Genomic DNA, 19,794 nt, shown 5'->3' with positions numbered 1-19,794 from the left:
GAAATTGTTGGCACTCGGTGTCTTGTCCCCTGGCACGCGGTGCCACTACCTTGTGGGTGTCCGGGCGGCCGGCGCGCAGACGAAAACCGTCGTGCGCCGGCTGTCCCCACAAGCACTCCTGTGCGCCCGGACGCCTGCGTCACAGGCCCCCGCGCCACCAGCGCCGCCGCACCACCCGCCGAACCGACGGCACCGCCTTCTGCACCACCCCCGACGTTCCCTCAAGCCCGTTCCACGACGCGCTTCGCCGGAGGCTCAACAGATGAACCACATTTTGGACGCGATACTCGCTCCGGACAGCTCGGCCGAGGACTTCGCCGCGCTGCCCCTCCCCGAGTCCTACCGCGCGGTGACCGTGCACAAGGACGAGGCGGAGATGTTCGCCGGCCTCAGCAGCCGGGAGAAGGACCCTCGCAAGTCGCTGCACGTCGAGGACGTCCCGCTGCCCGAACTCGGCCCCGGCGAGGCCCTGGTGGCCGTGATGGCCAGCTCGGTGAACTACAACTCCGTCTGGACCTCGATCTTCGAGCCGGTCTCGACCTTCGCCTTCCTGGAGCGCTACGGCAAGCTGTCGCCGCTCGCCAAGCGGCACGACCTGCCGTACCACGTCATCGGCTCCGACCTGGCGGGCGTGGTGCTGCGCACCGGCCCCGGGGTGAACGCCTGGCGGCCGGGCGACGAGGTCGTCGCGCACTGCCTGTCGGTCGAGCTGGAGTCCGCGGACGGCCACAACGACACCATGCTCGACCCCGAGCAGCGGATCTGGGGCTTCGAGACCAACTTCGGCGGCCTGGCCGAGATCGCGCTGGTGAAGTCCAACCAGCTGATGCCCAAGGCCAAGCACCTGACCTGGGAGGAGGCCGCGGCCCCCGGCCTGGTCAACTCCACCGCCTACCGGCAGCTGGTCTCCCGCAACGGCGCCGGGATGAAGCAGGGCGACAACGTCCTGATCTGGGGCGCGAGCGGCGGACTCGGCTCCTACGCCACCCAGTTCGCGCTGGCCGGCGGCGCCACCCCGATCTGTGTGGTCTCCAGCGAGCAGAAGGCCGAGATCTGCCGGCGGATGGGCGCCGAGGCGATCATCAACCGCACCGAGGAGGACTACCGGTTCTGGAAGGACGAGCAGACCCAGGACCCCCGCGAGTGGAAGCGGCTGGGCAAGCGCATCCGTGAGCTGACCGGCGGCGAGGACGTCGACATCGTCTTCGAGCACCCGGGCCGCGAGACCTTCGGCGCCAGCGTCTACGTCACCCGCAAGGGCGGCACGATCGTCACCTGCGCCTCCACCTCCGGCTACCGCCACGAGTACGACAACCGCTATCTGTGGATGTCGCTCAAGTCGATCGTGGGCTCGCACTTCGCCAACTACCGCGAGGCGTGGGAGGCCAACCGCCTCGTGGCCAAGGGCAAGATCCACCCGACGCTGTCGAAGACCTACACCCTCGCCGAGACCGGGCAGGCGGCGTACGACGTGCACCGCAACCTCCACCAGGGCAAGGTCGGCGTGCTCGCGCTGGCCCCCGAGGCGGGCATGGGCGTGCGCGACCACGAGCTGCGCGAGCAGCACATCGACGCGATCAACCGCTTCAGGAACGTGTGATGACCGGACGTCAGAAGGACCGCCCCTGGCTGATGCGGACGTACGCCGGCCACTCCACGGCCGAGGCGTCCAACGAGCTCTACCGGCGCAACCTCGCCAAGGGCCAGACCGGGCTGTCGGTCGCCTTCGACCTGCCGACGCAGACCGGCTACGACTCCGACCACATCCTCGCCCGCGGCGAGGTCGGCCGGGTCGGGGTGCCCGTCGCCCATCTCGGCGACATGCGGCGGCTGTTCCACGAGATCCCGCTGGACCGGATGAACACCTCCATGACCATCAACGCCACCGCCATGTGGCTGCTGGCGATGTATCAGGTGGTCGCGGAGGAGCAGGGCGCCGACATCACCAAGCTGTCCGGGACGACGCAGAACGACATCGTCAAGGAGTACCTCTCGCGCGGGACGCACGTCTTCCCGCCGGGGCCCAGCCTGCGGCTGACCACCGACATGATCACGTACACGGTCAACAACATCCCGAAGTGGAACCCGATCAACATCTGCAGCTACCACCTGCAGGAGGCGGGGGCCACTCCGGTCCAGGAGATCTCGTACGCGATGTCCACCGCGATCGCCGTGCTCGACGCGGTGTTCGCCTCCGGGCAGGTCCCCGAGGACCGCAAGGGCGAGGTCGTCGCCCGCATCTCCTTCTTCGTGAACGCGGGCGTCCGCTTCATCGAGGAGATGTGCAAGATGCGCGCCTTCGGCCGCATCTGGGAGAAGATCACCCGCGAGCGCTACGGCATCGAGGACCCCAAGCAGCGCCGCTTCCGCTACGGCGTCCAGGTCAACTCCCTGGGCCTGACGGAGGCGCAGCCGGAGAACAACGTCCAGCGCATCGTGCTGGAGATGCTGGCCGTCACCCTCTCCAAGGACGCCCGCGCCCGCGCCGTCCAGCTGCCCGCCTGGAACGAGGCGCTGGGCCTGCCCCGGCCCTGGGACCAGCAGTGGTCGCTGCGCATCCAGCAGGTCCTGGCCCACGAGAGCGACCTGCTGGAGTACGAGGACATCTTCGCCGGGTCGCACGTCATCGAGGCCAAGGTCGACGCCCTGGTCACCGAGTGCCTCACGGAGATCGGCCGGATCGAGGAGATGGGCGGCGCGATGGCCGCCGTCGAGTCCGGCTACCTCAAGTCGGAGCTGGTGTCCTCGCACGCCGAGCGGCGGGCCCGGATCGAGGCCGGCGAGGAGAAGATCGTCGGCGTCAACTGCTTCGAGTCCACCGAGCCCAACCCGCTCACCGCCGACCTCGACACCGCGATCATGACGGTCGACCCGGCCAACGAGGCCCGCGTCGTCGCGGCCCTGCACGCCTGGCGCGACAACCGCGACGAGGCCCGCGCCCAGGAGTCCCTGTCGGCCCTGAAGAAGACGGCCGCGGGCACGGACAACCTGATGGCGGCCACGCTGGAGTGCGTGCGCGCCGGGGTCACGACCGGCGAGTGGGCCTGGGCGCTGCGCGACGTGTTCGGCGAGTTCCGCGCCCCCACGGGCGTGAGCAGCGCCCCCGTGGCGGTCACCGCCGAGGCGGGCACCCCGCTCGCGGCGGTGCGCGCGAAGGTCGCCAGGACCGCCGAGGACCTGGGCAGCGGCAAGCTGCGCCTGCTGGTCGGCAAGCCCGGCCTGGACGGCCACTCCAACGGCGCCGAGCAGATCGCCGTACGGGCCCGCGACGCGGGCTTCGAGGTGGTCTACCAGGGCATCCGGCTGACCCCGGAGCAGATCGTCTCGGCGGCCGTGGCCGAGGACGTGCACTGCGTCGGCCTGTCGATCCTCTCCGGCTCGCACGCCGAGCTGGTGCCCGACGTGCTGACCCGGCTGCGGGGCGCGGGGGCCGACGACGTCCCCGTGATCGTCGGTGGCATCATCCCGTCGGCGGACGCCGCCGCCCTGCGGGCGGCGGGTGTCGCGGCAGTCTTCACTCCCAAGGATTTCGGTATCACGGAGATCATCGGCCGTATCGTCGACGAGATCCGGAAAGCGAACCACCTCGACCCTCTGGAGGTCCCCGCATGACAACGCCCCTCAACCGTCTGCGGCCGCGCCGCTCCTGCCTCGCCGTCCCGGGCAGCAACCCGCGCTTCCTGGAGAAGGCCCAGGGCCTCCCCGCCGACCAGGTCTTCCTCGACCTGGAGGACGCCTGCGCCCCGCTGGCGAAGGAGGGCGCCCGGCACACCGTCGTCGACGCGCTCAACAACGGCGACTGGGCGGGCAAGACCAGGGTCGTGCGGGTCAACGACTGGACGACGCACTGGACGTACCGCGACGTCATCACGGTCGTGGAGGGCGCCGGCCCCAACCTCGACTGCATCATGCTGCCGAAGGTGCAGGACGCCGAGCAGGTCGTGGCGCTGGACCTGCTGCTGACGCAGATCGAGAAGACGATGGGCTTCGAGGTCGGGCGCATCGGCATCGAGGCGCAGATCGAGAACGCCAAGGGCCTGGTCAACGTGGACGCGATCGCCGAGGCGTCGCCGCGCCTGGAGACCATCATCTTCGGCCCGGCGGACTTCATGGCCTCGATCAACATGAAGTCGCTCGTGGTCGGCCACCAGCCGCCCGGTTACGGCGCCGACGCCTATCACTACATCCTGATGCGCATCCTGATGGCGGCCCGCGCGAACGACCTCCAGGCCATCGACGGCCCCTACCTCCAGATCCGCAACCCCGACGGCTACCGCGAGGTGGCGGGCCGGGCGGCGGCGCTGGGCTTCGACGGCAAGTGGGTGCTCCACCCCGATCAGGTGGGGCTCGCCAACGAGATCTTCTCGCCGTCGCAGGAGGACTACGACCACGCCGAGCTGATCCTGGACGCCTACGACTACTGCACCTCCGAGGCGGGCGGCATGAAGGGTTCGGCGATGCTCGGCGACGAGATGATCGACGAGGCCAGCCGGAAGATGGCGCTGGTCGTGGCCGGCAAGGGCCGCGCGGCCGGGATGACCCGTACCTCCAAGTTCGAGATCCCGGAGGCCTGAGCACGATGCAGTTCGGCCGCACCTTCGAAGAGTTCACCGTCGGCGATGTCTACAAGCACTGGCCCGGCAAGACGGTCACCGAATACGACGACCACCTCTTCTGCCTGCTCACCATGAATCATCACCCTTTGCACATGGACAGCAACTACGCGGAGCAGACGACCGATTTCGGCAAGAACGTCGTGGTCGGCAATTACATCTACTCACTTCTGCTGGGCATGTCGGTGCCGGATGTCTCGGGCAAGGCGATCGCCAATCTGGAGGTCGAGTCGCTGAAGCACATCGCGCCGACCTTCCACGGCGACACGATCTACGGCGAGACCACCGTGCTCGACAAGACGCCGTCGAGGTCCAGGAGCGACCGCGGCATCGTGTATGTCGAGACCAAGGGCTACAAGCAGGACGGCACCGTCGTCTGCGTCTTCCGGCGCAAGGTGATGGTCCCCACCGCCACATACACCGAGGAGCGCGGCGGAGAACAGCCCGGCCGCCCCGAGCCGATCATCCGGGAGAAGTGAGATGGGACGCCTCGCGCAGACCGACGGGCTGACGGACATCCAGCGGGAAATCCTCGCCACCGTCCGTGAATTCGTCGACAAAGAGATCATCCCGGTCGCCACGGAGCTGGAGCACCGTGACGAGTACCCGACGCGCATCGTCGAGGGCCTCAAGGAACTCGGGCTGTTCGGCCTGATGATCCCGGAGGAGTACGGCGGGCTCGGTGAGTCGCTTCTCACATACGCGCTGTGCGTCGAGGAGATAGCCCGCGGCTGGATGAGCGTCTCGGGCATCGTCAATACGCACTTCATCGTGGCCTACATGCTGAAGCAGCACGGCACCCAGGAACAGAAGGACCATTTCCTGCCGAGAATGGCGACCGGCGAGGTCCGGGGCGCGTTCTCGATGTCCGAGCCGGGCCTGGGCTCGGATGTGTCGGCCATCACGTCCAAGGGCGTCCGGGACGGCGCGGACTACGTCCTCAACGGCCAGAAGATGTGGCTGACCAACGGCGGTTCCTCCACGCTGGTCGCGGTGCTCTGCCGGACCGACGAGGGGCACCCCGAGGGCACCGCGCCGCACAAATCGATGACCACCTTCCTCATCGAGAAGGAGCCCGGCTTCGGCGAGGTCAAACCGGGGCTGACGATCCCCGGCAAGATCGACAAAATGGGCTACAAGGGCGTCGACACCACCGAATTGATCATGGATGGGCTGCACGTTCCCGGAAACCGGGTGCTCGGCGGCGTCACCGGCCGGGGTTTTTACCAAATGATGGACGGCGTCGAGGTCGGCCGCGTGAATGTCGCCGCGCGTGGTTGCGGCGTCGCTCAGCGCGCCTTCGAACTGGGCGTCTCCTACGCGCAACAGCGACAGACCTTCGGAAAACCCATCGCCCAACATCAGGCCATTCAATTCAAACTGGCCGAAATGGGGACAAAGGTCGAAGCGGCGCATGCGATGATGGTGAATGCGGCACGCAAGAAGGACTCGGGGCAGCGCAACGACCTCGAGGCCGGGATGGCCAAGTACCTCGCTTCCGAGTACTGCAAGGAAGTGGTCGAGGACGCGTTCCGCATCCATGGCGGCTACGGCTTCTCCAAGGAGTACGAGATCGAGCGCCTCTACCGCGAGGCGCCGATGCTGCTCATCGGAGAGGGTACGGCCGAGATCCAGAAAATGATCATTGGTCGTCGGCTACTCGAGGAGTACCGACTCCAGGGATGATTGTCCCGATTGGGAGTGGTTTCACCGAGAAGAAGATCACACCGAGTCATCGGTGTTCGGCCATCGACTGGCCCTGGCGCTTAGCCAGTTGCCCGCCGTACCCGATAGCATCCCCGGAAAGCCGCCGTCCCCCAATCGTTACGCGGCACCACTCCGCTACGAAGGTCACCCATGCCCCACAGCTCTTCCTCTGCACCACGCGGCCGCGTCCGCCTTGCGCGCGGAGCATCGCCGTGGCTCCTCCCGACCGTCGCCACGGCTGCGGTCAGCCTCACCCGCGCCCGCCGTTCCGGCCGCTGGGCGGCGCTGGCCGTCCCCAGCACCGCGCTCGCGGCGGGCATGCTGTGGTTCTTCCGCGACCCCGATCGCGAGATCGCCGAGGGCCGGGTCATCTCCCCGGCCGACGGCGTGGTCCAGAGCGTCATGCCCTGGAAGGACGGGCGCACCCGCGTCGCGATCTTCATGAGCCCGCTGAACGTCCACGTCAACCGGGCGCCGCTGGCCGGCACCGTGACGTCGGTCGAGCACATCCCCGGTGGATTCGTTCCCGCTTTCAACAAGGAGAGCGAGAACAACGAGCGCGTCGTCTGGCACTTCGACACCGAGCTCGGTGACATCGAGATGGTGCAGATCGCCGGCGCCGTCGCACGGCGTATCGTTCCTTATGTACCGCAGGACACGAAGGTGGAGCAGGGCGAGCGGATCGGTCTGATCCGGTTCGGCTCCCGCGTCGACGTCTATCTCCCCGAGGGGATCGAGGCCGGGGTCGAGGTCGGCCAGCCCACCACGGCAGGGGTGACACGCCTTGACCGTGATTGATCCGGACACACAGGCCGCCTGGGTGCCGGAAGCCGAGCCGGAGGACGAGGTCGACATGCCGCTGTCCACGCGGCTGTCGATAGCGGACACGCTCACTCTCGGTAACGCGATCTGTGGCTTCATGGCGGTGTACTTCACCACCACCGGCGTCCTCATGCCGCACCTCACGGGCAACGAGGACGGCGGCATGGCCCGCCACAGCGCGGCCACGGCCGTGATACTGATGCTCCTCGCGTCGGTCTTCGACCTCTTCGACGGGCTCGTCGCGCGGAAGCTGCGCAGCTCGGCGATGGGCGCCGAGCTCGACAACCTCTCCGACCTGATCAGCTTCGGGCTGGCGCCCGCCTACTTCGTGGTCGTCTGGGGCGTCGTCGCCCAGGACGCCCACCAGCGGGTGTCGGCGGTGGCGGCGATCGTGGTGCTGCTGGCGGTGGTGCTGCGGCTCGCGCGCTTCTCGTGCGTCCAGCTGCGGGACGGCATCTTCCAGGGGATGCCGAGCCCTTTCGGCGCGCTGACCGTCGTGTCGATCGTGCTGCTGGAGCTGCCGTTCGTCCCGACGCTGCTGGCGATCGTGGGGGTGGCGTGGCTGATGGTGAGCCGCGTCGAGTACCCGAAGCCGCGGGGCCGGCTGGCGGTCGCCATGCTGAGCTGGATCGTGCTGAGCATGGGCCTGCTGGCGGCCTGGGCCTTCGACGCACCGGGCGGTGAGCTGCTGCTCCAGACCGGCTGCGCGCTCCAGGTCGTCCTGGGCGCGGTCATCCCGCTCTTCGCGACGGCGCGCCGCGTGAACACGTTCCGCGACAACCGCCGCGAGGCCCGTGAGGCCGAGGCGGCACAGCTGCCGTAACGCCGCGCTCGCGCAGCGGAACATCTCGTGGGGCCCGGGCAATCCGCCCGGGCCCCACGCTTTTGGGCACCGGTCGGCCCCGCAAAGGGGCCGCAGGCCCCGCAAGGGGCGCGGGACGGTGACACCATGCGGCTCCGCCCCTAGGCCCCAAGGGGCCGCAGGCCCCGTAAAGGGGCGCGGGGAACTGCGCGACCAGCCCCCACCGGCCCGCAGTGACACACAGAGCGCAAGAAGCTCGACCCGCAGCCGCGCGGAGCGCAAGAGCGCAGCCGAAGACAAGACGGTTCAGAGAAAATCCCCCGCCACCCGCTCCGCCACCCGCTCCAGCAGCTCCCCCGCCAGGGCCATGCACCGCGCGGCGTCCGGCTCCAGCTCCGCGAGGGGATAGGCCCGATCGATCCCGGCCCCCCGCAGTTCCCCCGCGGAGAGCGAAAGCACGCCGCAGACCGCCACCACCGGCACTCCCCGCCGTCGCGCCGCCGCCGCCACCCCCACCGGCGCCTTGCCGTGGAGCGTCTGCGCGTCCAGGGAGCCCTCCCCCGTGATCACGAGGTCCGCCCGGTCCAGTGCCGCGGCGAAGCCCAGGACGTCGAGCATGACCTCGATGCCGGGGCGGAAGGCGGCGCCCAGCCCGACGAGCGCGCCGTAGCCGAGACCGCCCGCGGCGCCCGCGCCGGGAGCCTCCGCGTACTCGGCGGCCCGGGGGCCGACGGCGTCGGCCAGGACGCGGGCGTACCGCGCGAGGGCCGCGTCCAGCGCGGCCACGCCGTCCGGGGTAGCGCCCTTCTGCGGCCCGTAGACCGCCGCGGCGCCCTTCGGTCCTGTCAGGGGATTGTCGACATCGCCGGCCAGGACGACCCGGGTGCGCGCGAGCCGCGGGTCGAGGCCGGAGAGGTCGGCGCGCGCGAGCCCGGCCAGCGGGCCACCGCCGGAGGTCAGCGGCGTGCCGTGCGCGTCCGTGAAGCGCGCGCCCAGGGCGCTCAGCATGCCCGCGCCGCCGTCCGTCGAGGCGCTGCCGCCGACGCCGAGGACGATCGTGGCCGCGCCCGCGTCGAGCGCCGCCCGCAGCAGCTCCCCGGTGCCGTACGTCCCGGCCGTGAGCGGGGCGTGCCGTCCGCCGGGCAGGTGCCGCAGGCCCGATGCCTCGGCCATCTCGACCACGGCGGTGTCACCGCGCAGCGCGTACGCGGCCGTGACGGGCTCCCCCAGGGGTCCGGTGACCCGCTCCGTGCGGCGCTCGAAGCCCGCGGCCACGGCGGCGGCCACCGTGCCGTCGCCGCCGTCCGCGACGGGCAGCGCCTCCGTCCGCACACCCGGCACCGCGCGCCGCAGCCCGTCCGCCACGTGCTCGGCGACCTCGACCGCCGTGAGCGAGCCCTTGAACTTGTCCGCGGCGATCAGCACCCGGCGGCCGGACGCGCCCGAGCCCCCCGCCGTCGCCCCCGCGGCTGTCGCGTCTGTCATCCCGCCGTCCCCTCGCCGGTCCGGGCCCGCGCCGCACAACGAGCACGGGCCGTCGCGCCGCGACCCTACCCGGGGGATTGCGTGTTGCCCATGCCTGTGGACGGCGTGCCAGGCCACCCATTTCAGTGCATCCCGGCCATAGTGGGGCGACATGAGCACCGACGCATACGAGTCGCCCGACCCGGCCCCCTCCTCCCCGGCCGCCTCCGGTCCGCCCGCGGACGACTCCCCCGACCGCACCATCGTCGCGATCGGCGGCGCCGCCGTCCTCGCGGTGGTGGCGTGGGCGGCGCTGGCCAAGCACTCCTTCGACCGCGTGACGTCGGCCGCGCTGAACTGGGTGCTGTCCAATTTCGCGTGGCTGTTCGTCATCGCGGCCGACGTGTTCCTCGCCCTGTGCGTGGTGATCGCGTTCAGCCGCTTCGGGCGGATCCGGCTGGGGCGGGACGACGACCAGCCGGAGTTCAGCAATCTCGCGTGGATCGCCATGATGTTCAGCGCGGGCATGGGCATCGGCCTCATGTTCTACGGCGTGGGGGAACCGCTGCTGCACTTCGTCTCCCCGCCCCCCGGTAGCGGTGTCACCGCCAACTCGCCCGCCGCGGCCCGTACGGCGCTGGAGTACTCCTTCTTCCACTGGACCCTGCACCCGTGGGCGATCTACGGCATGTCCGGCCTCGCCCTCGCCTACGCGGGGTTCCGCAAGGGCCGCGGCAACCGGCTGAGCTCGGCCTTCGTCCCGCTGCTCGGCGAGGAGCGGGCGGCGGGCTGGCCCGGGCGGGCGATCGATCTGCTCGCGGTCTTCGCGACCGTGTTCGGCACGGCGACCAGCCTCGGGCTGGGCGCGCTCCAGGTGTCCAAGGGCCTCAACATCACCACCGGCGTCAAGGACACCACCACCCTCGAACTGATCATCATCGGCGCGCTGTCCGCGGCCTTCGTGCTGTCGGCCTTCTCCGGCCTGCACAAGGGCGTCAAGTGGCTGAGCACGCTCAACATCGTGCTCGCCGCGTGTCTGATGCTGTTCGTGTTCGTCCTCGGCCCGACCGTCTTCGTCCTCAACACCATCCCGGCGGCCGCCGGCGGCTATCTGCACGATCTGCTGAACCTGGCGACGCGCACGGGGGCGTTCACCGACTCGGCGTGGCTGGGCGCGTGGACGATCTTCTACTGGGCGTGGTGGCTGTCCTGGGCGCCCTTCGTCGGGACGTTCATCGCCCGCATCTCGCACGGCCGGACCATCCGGGAGTTCCTGATCGGGGTCCTGCTGGTGCCCAGCGGGGCGACCGTGGTGTGGTTCTGCGTGATGGGCGGGAGCGCGCTGCGCCTGGACATGACGGGCACGGCCGACATGGCCGGGACGGTCAAGGAGGGGGCGGAGGCGTCGCTGTTCGCGCTGCTGGACACCCTGCCGCTGGACGTGCTCACCTCGTGGATCGCGATGGCGCTGGTGATGACGTACTTCATCACCAGCGCCGATTCCGCGTCCCTGGTGATGGGTTCGCTCTCCAGCCGGGGCGCGCTGCACCCGCGCACCTGGCTGGTGGTGACGTGGGGCGTGCTGATGGCCGCGGTCGCGGCGGTCCTGCTGGTGGCGGGCGGCCTGAAGTCGCTCCAGTCGGCGACGATCCTGGTCGCCCTGCCCTTCGTCCTGGTGATGCTGGCGCTGTGCTGGTCCCTCGTACGGGAGTTGCGCGAGGACCCGGGCGCGGGCCCGGCCCGGCACCACCCGCTGCACGGGCTGCGGGACGCGATGCGCACGATGATCGGCGAGGCGATCACGGAACAGGGCCCGGTCCGCCACCCCCGCCTGCGCCGCGTCGCGGAGAGCGCCCGCGAACGCGAGGACGGCGACAAGGGCGGCGGGGCCGGGGGCGCTTAGGCCGCGCCCCGCGGCTGCCTCTCCTCGCGCGCCAGCGCCTTCTTGTGCCCGGCGTCGAGCACGGCGACGACGGCGAACGTCACGAGCACGACCGCCACGGCCCCGACGTAACACCAGGGGGCGGACAGGTAGTTCACCGCGATCATCAGCGACGGCTCCTTGGCCGTGAACAGCCGGAAGAAGAGGGCGGCCGCCCCCTCCCAGAATCCCGCTATGAACACCAGGAGCATTCCCAGCCGGTACCAGGCCTCATTCATGGCCGCCTCCGGATCGCATCGTTCCGTCACGTGGACCTACGTTACGACCGTATCAACCATCGGGGAGGGAATTCCACGCATCCATGAGGCAATATCCCTTTTCATCACACATTCCAGCAGGAGTACGCTCCATGCATGCGTGACGAAAAGAAGGCCGTCGGCTGCCGGGTGTGCGGTGCGCCGCTGCCCCGGGCGAGCCGAGGCCGCCCGCCCGCGTACTGCTCGCGCGGCTGCCAGGCCAAGGCGTACCGGCAGCGGAAGAGGCCACCGGTGGCGGCGCCCCGGACTCCCGCCGGGCCGGGCGGCGCACGCGCCCGCAGGCGCCGCGAGATCGCCGAGGCCGTCTGGCGGATCGCGGCCGGGCGCGGGCTCCACGAGGCGAGCACGCGGGAGATCGCCGCCGAGGCGGGCGTGTCACCGCGGGTCGTGCAGTACCACTTCGCCGGCAAGCACGACCTCCTCGTCTCCGCGCTCCGGATGCTGCACGAGGAGAACGAGCGCAGCGCCCGGACCCGTGTCGAGGCGCTGCGGTGCCCGGACGACCCCCGTGCGCTGCTGCGGGCGATCCTGGACGAGTTCCTGCCGCTGGACGAGCAACGCCGCATGTCCTTGCGGGTGTTCGCCGCCTATTACGCGCGCAGCCTCACCGACCCCGGGCTCGCCGCGGTCTTCCTGCACGGCGGACAGCCCCTGGAGGAGCTCGTCGCGGCGATCCTGCGCGAAGCGCGGGAGGCCGGCAGGGCGGCCCCGGACATCGACCCCTCGCGGGAGGCGGACCTCCTGGTCTCGGGCATCACCGGCCTGGGCATGGACATCGTCCACGCCCGCCGCACGCCGGCGTCGGTGAGCGAGGTGGTGGACTACCACCTGAACCGGCTGCTGCCCGTGGAAATTCCGGGCACCTAGACCGTCTTGACCGCGCCCCCGTCGATCATCAGCTCGGCGCCCATGATGCTGCGGGCGTGGTCGGAGAGCAGGAAGGCGACCAGGGACGCCACCTCCTCGGGTTCGGTCATGCGGTTGGTCGTCATGCCGATCATCTGCGGGACCTGCTCCAGGAAGGTCGGCAGGTCGGTGCCCGCCGCCTTGGCGAGGTGGTCGCCGAAGCCGTTCTCGGCCTCCCACAGCGGGGTGCGGACCGGGCCGGGAGAGACCGTGTTCACGCGCACTCCGCGCGGGCCGAACTCCTCGGCCAGGGACTTGCCCAGAGCGTTCAGCGCGGCCTTGGCGGTGGTGTAGTCGACCGGTCCGCTGGAGGGCACGCGGGCGCCCATGGAGGAGATGTTGACGACGGCGCCGTCCCGCTCCAGCAGATCCGGCAGGGCGGCGCGGGTGACGCGTACGGCGCTGAAGAAGTTGATGCCGAAGGTGGCGGCCCACGCCTCGTCGTCGGTGGCGAGGAAGCCCTCGACGGAGTACGTGTCACCGCCGCCGACCCCGTTGACCAGCAGGTCGATGCCGCCCAGCTCGGCACGCGCCGCTTCCACCGCGTGGGCCGCGCCCTCCGCGGTGGCGAGGTCGGCCGTCACGGCGGCCGCGCCGCTCGCGGCCAGCTCGTCCGTGACCGTACGGGCCACGCCGACGGTCCGTACGCCCTCGGCGACGAGCCGGCGGACGGTGGCGAGGCCGATGCCCCGGCTCGCGCCGGTGACGAGGGCGGTCTTGCCGGTGAGGTGGAGGTCCATGGGAAGCTCTTTTCTTTACCTGTAGGTACAGAAACAAGGCAGGGGTGAGCCCGGCGAGCCGGGCGGGGTGGTTCAGAGGGGGCCGAGCACTCCGTCGATCACCCGGCGCAGCCGCTCCGGGCCGTCGGCGGTGCGGGCGATGACGCGCATGCCGATCACGGTCGCCAGCAGCAGGCTCGCGGTGGCCCGGACGTCGAGGCGGCCGTCGATCTCGCCGGAGCGCTGTCCCTCTTCGAGCGCCGCCCGGAAGGCCCCCTCGGTGCGCTCGAACATGCGGCGCACGAGCTCGGTGGCCTCCTGGTCCACGCCGCCGAGCTCGGTGGCGGTGTTGACGCCGAAGCAGCCGCGCCGGCCGGGGTCGCCGAGGTCGATCTCGATGAGAGCCTCGAGCCCGGCCCGCAGCCGGTCCCGCACGGAGCCGGGCCCGCCGAGCAGTTCGACGAGGGCGGCCGCCTGTGTGTCGCGGTAGCGCTCCAACGCACGGGTGAACAGGGCGTGCTTGCTGCCGAAGGAGTGGTAGAGGCTGCCCTTGCCGATGCCGGTCTCGTCGACGAGGTCCTGCGGCGTGGTCGCTCCGTAGCCCTTGCGCCAGAAGACGTCCATGGCCTGGTCGATCGCCATGTCCGGATCGAACTGCTTCGGTCTGCCCATGCGTGGAAGATTAAGCCGTTCTTGACCTGCAGGTCAACAACTGATCGCGAGGAATTCCGGCGCTACCAGTGGCGACCTTCGGGGAGTCCGGACAGGTGCGGAGCGGACAGGTGCAGCACCTCGTACCGCTCGGTGGCGCCCTCGGCCTCGGGCACGGCGTGCTCCCAGAGGACGAAGCGCATCAGCTGCCAGTGCCGGGGATCGACCGCCAGCGCGGCGGTGTGCACGCCGTCGCGCCGTGCCAGCGCGCGCAGTTCGTCGGTCTCGCGGCGGACGAGGTCGGTGAGGCCCATGGGGTCGGCGTCGGCGGGAACCGGGGTCAGACGACGGGAGGCGGCCTTCGGCGTCGCGGCACGGGCCGGCCCCGCCTCCGTGGCGACGCCCGCCCAGTGCTGGACGACCGGCCGCCCGAAGTCGCGGATGATTCCCTGGAAACCGCCCCCGCCGACGAGGAAGGCGCTCATCGCGCCGGTGTCGTTCCAGAGATAGAAGGGGGCGTACTGGTTGACGGGAGAGCCGTTCACGCCGCGCTCGCGCATGACGTACGCCTTCAGGGCGAGCCCGGCCCGGTCGTCGAGGGTGTGGCCGAAGTCGGCCACGCGCCGGCGGATGACCCGCATGCCGTAGTCGGCGGGCAGGGTGATCTCGTACTGCTGGGCGTGCATGCGGACCGGTGCCTTCCTGGTGGTGTCGGGGCTGATGGCGTCGGGGCCGGCGGCGTCCGGGTTTCTCATCGGGTGGCGGCGTGACCGGCCAGGAGGCCGAGCACTCCGCCCACGGCCTGCTGGAACGGCTCCACCGACTGGGCCGCGCGGGCCAGGACGTAACCGCCCTGGAGCACGGCGACGACGGCGGAGGCGGTGGCGACGGGGTCCAGCGCCGCGTCCAGCTCGCCACGGTCGCGGCCCTCGGCGAGGATCCCGGCGAGGCGGCCGCGCAGCCAGTCGAAGGTCTCGTCGACCGGACCGCGCAGCGCCCCGTCGGCCATCACCTCCGGATCCTGCGTCAGCCGGCCGACGGGGCAGCCCTTGAGGACATCGCGCTCGCGCAGGAGATACGCGGTGATCCGCTCCAGCGCCGTGCCCGGGGCGGAGAACTGCTCCTCCGCCGCGGCCCGCATCTCCTCCGCGGTGCGCCGGATCGCGGCGAGCGCCAGATCCGGCTTGCCCGCGAAGTGGTGGTACATGCTCCCCTGCCCGGCGCCCGCCCGCTGCTGGATGGCCTTGGGGCTGGTGCCGACGTATCCGCGCTCCCACAGAAGCTCACGGGTGCTCTCGATCAGACGTTCCGAGGTGCTCATGCGGCGAGTGTACATACCAGTAGGTACAGAGGAGAAGGAGCGAGCGGCCCGCCGACCGTCGGCGGGCCGCTCGGGGTGTCCGGCGGTCAGGAGGGCTGGCAGACCCCGAAGACCCTGAGGGTGACGTCGCTGGGGCTGACGCTGTTCACTCCCAGCACATAGCGGTTCTCCGCCACGAGGGGGTATTCGGCGACCTTCTCCAACGCCCCCGCCCAGGTGCCGACCTGGGCGTACCCGCCGCCGACGATCCGCGTGCCGGAGGGGCACACCGGGCTCTTCAGCACCTGCTCACGGGCGAGGGAGGCGACGGTGAACTCCTGTTGGACGATGCGCGGGGGGCCGCCGTTGCCGGGCGCGCCTTTGGGACCGGCGGGACCTGTGGGACCTGCGGGGCCCTGTGGGCCGACGGGTCCGGCCGGGCCTTGCGAGCCCGCGGGGCCGGCCGGGCCCTGGGGGCCCGTGGGGCCGCTGACACCTCCCGGGCCGGCGGGGCCGGTCGCCCCGGAAGGGCCCGCGGGGCCCCTCGCTCCGGGGTCCCCCTTGTTGCCCTTCGGGCCCATCGGGCCGGTGGGGCCCGACGGGCCCACGGCGCCACCCGGGCCGACAGGCCCCTGGAGGCCCGAGGGACCGGCGGGTCCGGTGGGCCCTGCCGGCCCCGCGGGGCCCGTGGGGCCGGTGGCTCCCGTAGCGCCGGTGCCGCCTGTGGCACCCGTGGCGCCCTGCTCCCCCCGAGGGCCGGGAGGGCCACCGGGTCCGGCCGGTCCTGCGGCTCCGGCGGGACCCGCGGGCCCGGCCGGTCCCGGCCTCCCGGTGGAGCCGGACGGCCCGGCGGGGCCGACGGGGCCGCTGGGACCCGTGGGTCCGGCGGGGCCGGTGTCACCGGGTTCGCCCCTGTCACCCGTGGGCCCGGCGGGACCGACAGGGCCTCCTGGGTCTCCCCGCTCGCCTTTGGGCCCGGCCGGACCGGGGTCGCCCTTCGGCCCGGCGGGGCCGACAGGGCCGCCGGGAGCTCCGGGGTCTCCCTTGTCACCTTTCGGCCCGGCGGGGCCGATGACACCGTCGGCCCCCGCATCGCCCTTGGGCCCTGCGGGACCGACCGGCCCGGCAGGCCCTGCGGGGCCCTTCGCTCCCGCAGGTCCCGCGGGTCCTACACGCCCTGGGTCGCCCTTTGCTCCTGCTGGTCCCGCTGGTCCCGCTGGTCCTACACGCCCCGGGTCGCCCTTTGCTCCTGCTGGTCCCGCTGGTCCCACACGCCCGGGGTCGCCCTTCACGCCCGCCGGCCCCACACGCCCCGGGTCACCCTTCGCGCCCGCCGGCCCTGCGGGCCCCACGCGCCCGGCGTCACCCTTGGGGCCGGAAGGTCCTGCGGGACCGGCCGGCCCTACGGGACCGAGGTCGCCTCTGGGCCCCGCCGGGCCCACACCACCCTTGTCACCCCTGTCGCCCTTGGGGCCCTTCGGGCCGGCGGGACCCGTCGGACCGATGGCCCCAGCCGGACCGGTCGCACCCTGCGGACCGACAGCACCCGTGCCACCCTTCGGGCCCGCGGGCCCCGCCGCACCCGGCCTGCCCTGCGGCCCGACCCGCCCCGGATCTCCCTTCGGTCCCTTCGATCCCATCGGACCGACATCCCCCTTCGGCCCCTTAGGACCCACCGGGCCGGTATCCCCCTTGGGTCCCTTCGGCCCTTTCGGTCCCTTCGGGCCTGCCGGGCCCACCGGCCCCCGGTCCCCCTTGTCGCCCTTGGGTCCCCTCGGGCCCCGAGCAGGGCGCCGGGGATCGTGACGGCCGTCGCCGCACACCGGCACCGAGCCATACGCGTGGACGTAGCGCGCGCTCATCCAGCCGCCGCCCCGGATGAGCCTGTACCACGAGCGATCCCCCCGGATGTCCTCACCGACACCCCTGCACTCGATACGGACGCGCTCCCCGGGGCCGTACGTGGCGACGATCGGCGTGGCGGTCGACGGCCCCTTCCGCACGTGCTGCCCCGCCCCGGCGATCACCTCTCCGGGAACCCCGTCGTAACGGCCTCGCGCGACCGCGGACAGCACGCCGCCCGTCGACGTGCAGAGCGCGAACATCACCCCCAATGTGACGGCGCCGCCACCCGCCACAAAGGCGCCGACCCGCCTCCTCTTTAGCGACATATCGCTCCTACTCACCCTCAGAAACCTGGAGTCGCACAGGAACACAGCCGCGGCAACGCACCACCGAGACAAGCCCGCGCCTTGGCCCGTATGCGGGCACCGCACCACCCGAGCGAGGGAAGACATGTCATACAAAACGACCCCGTAAGGGTGATGGGCCTCAATATCGATAAATCTCCAGTGAGGGCGAGCCCTTCTCGTCACCGGTCGAATATCGACACATCCACAGAATGGCGCGCACGAGGGCGTGCCCGCCGGCTCCGCTTAATGCCGTCGCCCGCGCGAGGTGTCGCTGCGTACGCTCGCGGCATGAGCAGCGGCGAGGTGTTGTCCGGGGCGCGGCGGCCCCTGGTGGTGGTCATGAGCGGGGCCGGGATCTCCACGGACTCCGGGATCCCCGACTACCGCGGGCCCAACGGGCTGTGGCGGCGCGATCCGGAGGCCGAGAAGCTCGTCACGTACGAGTACTACATGGCCGATCCCGAGATCCGGCGGCGCGCGTGGCGGATGCGGCGCGAGGGGCCCGCGCTGCGGGCGCGGCCGAACGTGGCGCACGAGGCGGTGGTGCGGCTGGAGCGGTCCGGTACGCCGGTGCGCGTGGTGACCCAGAACGTGGACGGGCTGCACCAGTTGGCGGGGATGCCCGAGCGGAAGGTGCTCGAACTGCACGGCTCCGCACGGTCGGTGCAGTGCACGCGGTGCAAGGCCCGGTCGGGCATGGAGGAGGCGCTGGAGCGGGTCGCGGCGGGCGATGCGGACCCGGCGTGCGAGGCGTGCGGCGGCATCCTGAAGTCGGCGACGGTGATGTTCGGCGAGGGGCTGGACCCGGCGGTGCTGGGCGAGGCGGTGGCCGTGACCAAGGCGTGCGTCAAGGAAAGGTTGACAAGCGATCGATGTCAAGGACATCTTGACGCCATGATCACCGACACGCGGTCGAGTACGGACCGCAGCTCAGCCCTCCGGGCCGCCGCCTGCGGCATGTTCCCCATGGCGGTCGCCCTGATCGTCATGACCACGCGACTCTCGGACGGCGCCGATGTCGCCCGTTACTTCGTCTGGGGCGCCGCCGCCTTCATCGTCCTCTGCGCCATCGGCATGCTCGTCGGGGCGGGCCGGGCCGCGCGGCGGGAGCGTGACCGCGCGACCCTGGACGCGCTGGAGCCGCTGCGCGTGGCGGACGGCCGATGAGCGACGAACCGCTGATCGGTCCGGAGGAGGGCGCGCGCATCCGTGAGGGGATCGCGGGCGCCGTCCTCGGCGCCCCGGACGGACTGGCCGAGTCGCTGGAACACGACGCCGAGGGCTACCTCCGCCTGGTCGCCGCCACCCGGGTCGGCGCCGAGGAGACCAGCCGGCTGCTGCGCGAGGCGGTGCAGGGCGCGCGGGCGGCGGGCCACAGCTGGGACACCATCGGCCGCATCCTCGGGGTGAGCCGGCAGGCGGCGCAACAGCGGTTCGCCGCGAAGGACTCCGCCACCGCGCCCGGCGTCACGGCCGCAGGGCCGGGCGTACCGGAGCGGCGGGTGCTCACCCCGCTGACCGCCTTCGACGAGATGGCGGCACTCGCGGAGGCGGGTCTGGAGGGCTGGCATGTCGTCGACTACGGCCCGTACTTCCACGTGGTGGAGGCGTCGGACCACCCGTGGGAACACCGCCGCGTCCCGTTCGCCCTGGGCAACCGGCACCGGCGGATGGAAGCGGAGGGCTGGGTGCAGGTGGGGGCGGGATCCTTCCCCTGGGCTTATTACAAGCGGCCGTTGAAGCTGAAGGGGCGGGGGCGGTAGGTGCGGCCGCCTGCGGCGGGCGCGTCCTTGAGCGTACGGACCGCATCGGCAACAACCAGCCCGTCCGGCGCTTGAGGACACCGCCGCGCGGCGGCGGTGCGGACGGGCCGGCCCGCACGGGCCACCGGGCCTTGACCATCGCCTAGAACAGCCGGTCCGGATCACCCGCCCCCGCACCGGAACCCCGCTCCAGCGCGAGCAGCGTCCGCTTGCGCTCCAGTCCCCCGCCGTACCCCGTGAGTCCGCCCGTCGAACCCACGACCCGATGGCAGGGGACGATGATGCCGATGGGGTTCTTGCCGTTCGCCAGGCCCACCGCGCGGGACGCGTTGGGCGCGCCGATGTGCTCGGCGAGTTCGCCGTACGAGAGCGTCTCGCCGTACGGGATCTCCAGGAGCCCCGCCCATACGCGCCGCTGGAACGGCGTGCCGTCCAGTCGCAGCGGGAGCTCGAAGCGGGTCGTCCCGCCCGCGAAGTACGCCGCGAGCTGACGCAGGGCCTCGGTGAACGGCCTGTCGTCCCGCTCGCCGAACGTCTCCTGGGGCGGCCGGTGCCGCTGGTCGGTCATATAGAGACCGGAGAGGGTGCCGTCGGTGGCGACGAGGGTCAGGGGACCGACGGGGCTGTCGGTGACGGTGTGTACGCGCTGCATGGTG

Annotated in this window: 19 protein-coding genes; 11 read left to right on the top strand and 8 right to left on the bottom strand. The window is 71.5% G+C overall.

Annotation, left to right across the window (positions count from 1 at the left end; translation table 11 throughout):
* The first annotated feature begins 262 nt into the window (after positions 1-262).
* From ccrA to pssA, 7 genes are all read left to right on the top strand, one after another.
* Positions 263-1,600, top strand: a complete 1,338-nt coding sequence (gene ccrA, locus ACZ4A5_RS21430; protein WP_467586237.1) for a crotonyl-CoA carboxylase/reductase — start codon at positions 263-265, stop codon at positions 1,598-1,600.
* Positions 1,600-3,612, top strand: a complete 2,013-nt coding sequence (locus ACZ4A5_RS21425) for a protein meaA (protein ID WP_467586234.1) — start codon at positions 1,600-1,602, stop codon at positions 3,610-3,612. Before ccrA ends, ACZ4A5_RS21425 begins: the two co-directional genes overlap by 1 nt.
* Positions 3,609-4,574 carry an HpcH/HpaI aldolase/citrate lyase family protein gene (locus ACZ4A5_RS21420; RefSeq protein WP_467586231.1) on the top strand — a complete coding sequence of 322 codons (966 nt, stop codon included), beginning with the start codon at positions 3,609-3,611 and terminating at the stop codon, positions 4,572-4,574. The genes ACZ4A5_RS21425 and ACZ4A5_RS21420 overlap by 4 nt, the downstream gene beginning before the upstream one ends.
* A 5-nt stretch (positions 4,575-4,579) precedes the next feature.
* Positions 4,580-5,092 (top strand): MaoC family dehydratase, encoded by a 513-nt coding sequence (locus ACZ4A5_RS21415; RefSeq protein ID WP_467586228.1) that lies wholly within the window; start codon positions 4,580-4,582, stop codon positions 5,090-5,092.
* A gap of 1 nt (position 5,093) precedes the next feature.
* Positions 5,094-6,299 (top strand): acyl-CoA dehydrogenase family protein, encoded by a 1,206-nt coding sequence (locus ACZ4A5_RS21410; RefSeq protein WP_467586225.1) that lies wholly within the window; start codon positions 5,094-5,096, stop codon positions 6,297-6,299.
* Between the two features lie 171 nt (positions 6,300-6,470).
* Positions 6,471-7,118 (top strand): phosphatidylserine decarboxylase, encoded by a 648-nt coding sequence (locus ACZ4A5_RS21405; RefSeq protein WP_361524891.1) that lies wholly within the window; start codon positions 6,471-6,473, stop codon positions 7,116-7,118.
* Entirely contained in the window at positions 7,105-7,965 is an 861-nt protein-coding gene (pssA, locus tag ACZ4A5_RS21400; protein ID WP_398867584.1) for a CDP-diacylglycerol--serine O-phosphatidyltransferase, read from the top strand. The genes ACZ4A5_RS21405 and pssA overlap by 14 nt, the downstream gene beginning before the upstream one ends.
* Positions 7,966-8,250: 285 nt before the next feature.
* Here pssA and ACZ4A5_RS21395 read toward each other — a convergent pair whose 3' ends face one another.
* Positions 8,251-9,429 (bottom strand): glycerate kinase, encoded by a 1,179-nt coding sequence (locus tag ACZ4A5_RS21395; protein ID WP_467586222.1) that lies wholly within the window; start codon positions 9,427-9,429, stop codon positions 8,251-8,253.
* Positions 9,430-9,580: 151 nt separating this feature from the next.
* Between ACZ4A5_RS21395 and ACZ4A5_RS21390 the strand changes: the two genes are divergently transcribed.
* A complete protein-coding gene (locus ACZ4A5_RS21390; protein WP_467586219.1) occupies positions 9,581-11,311 on the top strand; it encodes a BCCT family transporter in 1,731 nt (576 codons plus the stop codon).
* On the opposite strand, the gene ACZ4A5_RS21385 is transcribed toward ACZ4A5_RS21390, so the two are convergent.
* A complete protein-coding gene (locus tag ACZ4A5_RS21385; RefSeq protein WP_398867587.1) occupies positions 11,308-11,568 on the bottom strand; it encodes a hypothetical protein in 261 nt (86 codons plus the stop codon). The genes ACZ4A5_RS21390 and ACZ4A5_RS21385 overlap by 4 nt on opposite strands.
* A 135-nt stretch (positions 11,569-11,703) precedes the next feature.
* On the opposite strand from ACZ4A5_RS21385, the gene ACZ4A5_RS21380 reads away from it, so the two are divergent.
* Positions 11,704-12,474, top strand: coding sequence for a TetR/AcrR family transcriptional regulator (locus tag ACZ4A5_RS21380; RefSeq protein ID WP_467586216.1), 771 nt, complete (start codon positions 11,704-11,706; stop codon positions 12,472-12,474).
* Here ACZ4A5_RS21380 and ACZ4A5_RS21375 read toward each other — a convergent pair.
* From ACZ4A5_RS21375 to ACZ4A5_RS21355, 5 genes are all read right to left on the bottom strand, one after another.
* Positions 12,471-13,253, bottom strand: coding sequence for an oxidoreductase (locus tag ACZ4A5_RS21375; protein WP_467586213.1), 783 nt, complete (start codon positions 13,251-13,253; stop codon positions 12,471-12,473). The genes ACZ4A5_RS21380 and ACZ4A5_RS21375 overlap by 4 nt on opposite strands.
* Positions 13,254-13,325: 72 nt before the next feature.
* A complete protein-coding gene (locus ACZ4A5_RS21370; RefSeq protein ID WP_467586210.1) occupies positions 13,326-13,904 on the bottom strand; it encodes a TetR/AcrR family transcriptional regulator in 579 nt (192 codons plus the stop codon).
* A 62-nt stretch (positions 13,905-13,966) separates the two neighbouring features.
* The gene (locus ACZ4A5_RS21365) at positions 13,967-14,569 is read right to left on the bottom strand and encodes a DUF4865 family protein (RefSeq protein ID WP_467586398.1); all 603 of its coding nucleotides are present in this window, start codon (positions 14,567-14,569) and stop codon (positions 13,967-13,969) included.
* Positions 14,570-14,634: 65 nt separating this feature from the next.
* Positions 14,635-15,204, bottom strand: coding sequence for a TetR/AcrR family transcriptional regulator (locus tag ACZ4A5_RS21360; protein ID WP_467586206.1), 570 nt, complete (start codon positions 15,202-15,204; stop codon positions 14,635-14,637).
* A gap of 86 nt (positions 15,205-15,290) precedes the next feature.
* Positions 15,291-15,488 carry a hypothetical protein gene (locus ACZ4A5_RS21355; RefSeq protein ID WP_467586203.1) on the bottom strand — a complete coding sequence of 66 codons (198 nt, stop codon included), beginning with the start codon at positions 15,486-15,488 and terminating at the stop codon, positions 15,291-15,293.
* 2,175 nt (positions 15,489-17,663) lie between these two features.
* Here ACZ4A5_RS21355 and ACZ4A5_RS21350 point away from each other — a divergent pair.
* Positions 17,664-18,542: an SIR2 family NAD-dependent protein deacylase gene (locus tag ACZ4A5_RS21350; RefSeq protein WP_467586200.1), complete on the top strand. Its 879-nt coding sequence runs from the start codon at positions 17,664-17,666 to the stop codon at positions 18,540-18,542.
* Positions 18,539-19,138, top strand: coding sequence for a hypothetical protein (locus ACZ4A5_RS21345; protein WP_467586198.1), 600 nt, complete (start codon positions 18,539-18,541; stop codon positions 19,136-19,138). The genes ACZ4A5_RS21350 and ACZ4A5_RS21345 overlap by 4 nt, the downstream gene beginning before the upstream one ends.
* A 142-nt stretch (positions 19,139-19,280) precedes the next feature.
* Here the strand turns inward: ACZ4A5_RS21345 and ACZ4A5_RS21340 are convergent, their stop codons facing one another.
* On the bottom strand, positions 19,281-19,790 hold the full coding sequence (locus ACZ4A5_RS21340; RefSeq protein WP_467586195.1) for a methylated-DNA--[protein]-cysteine S-methyltransferase: 510 nt from the start codon (positions 19,788-19,790) through the stop codon (positions 19,281-19,283).
* Positions 19,791-19,794: the final 4 nt, after the last annotated feature.

The organism is Streptomyces sp. NPDC025618 (genome assembly GCF_055558795.1).
This window is presented reverse-complemented; position numbering and strand designations above follow the sequence as displayed.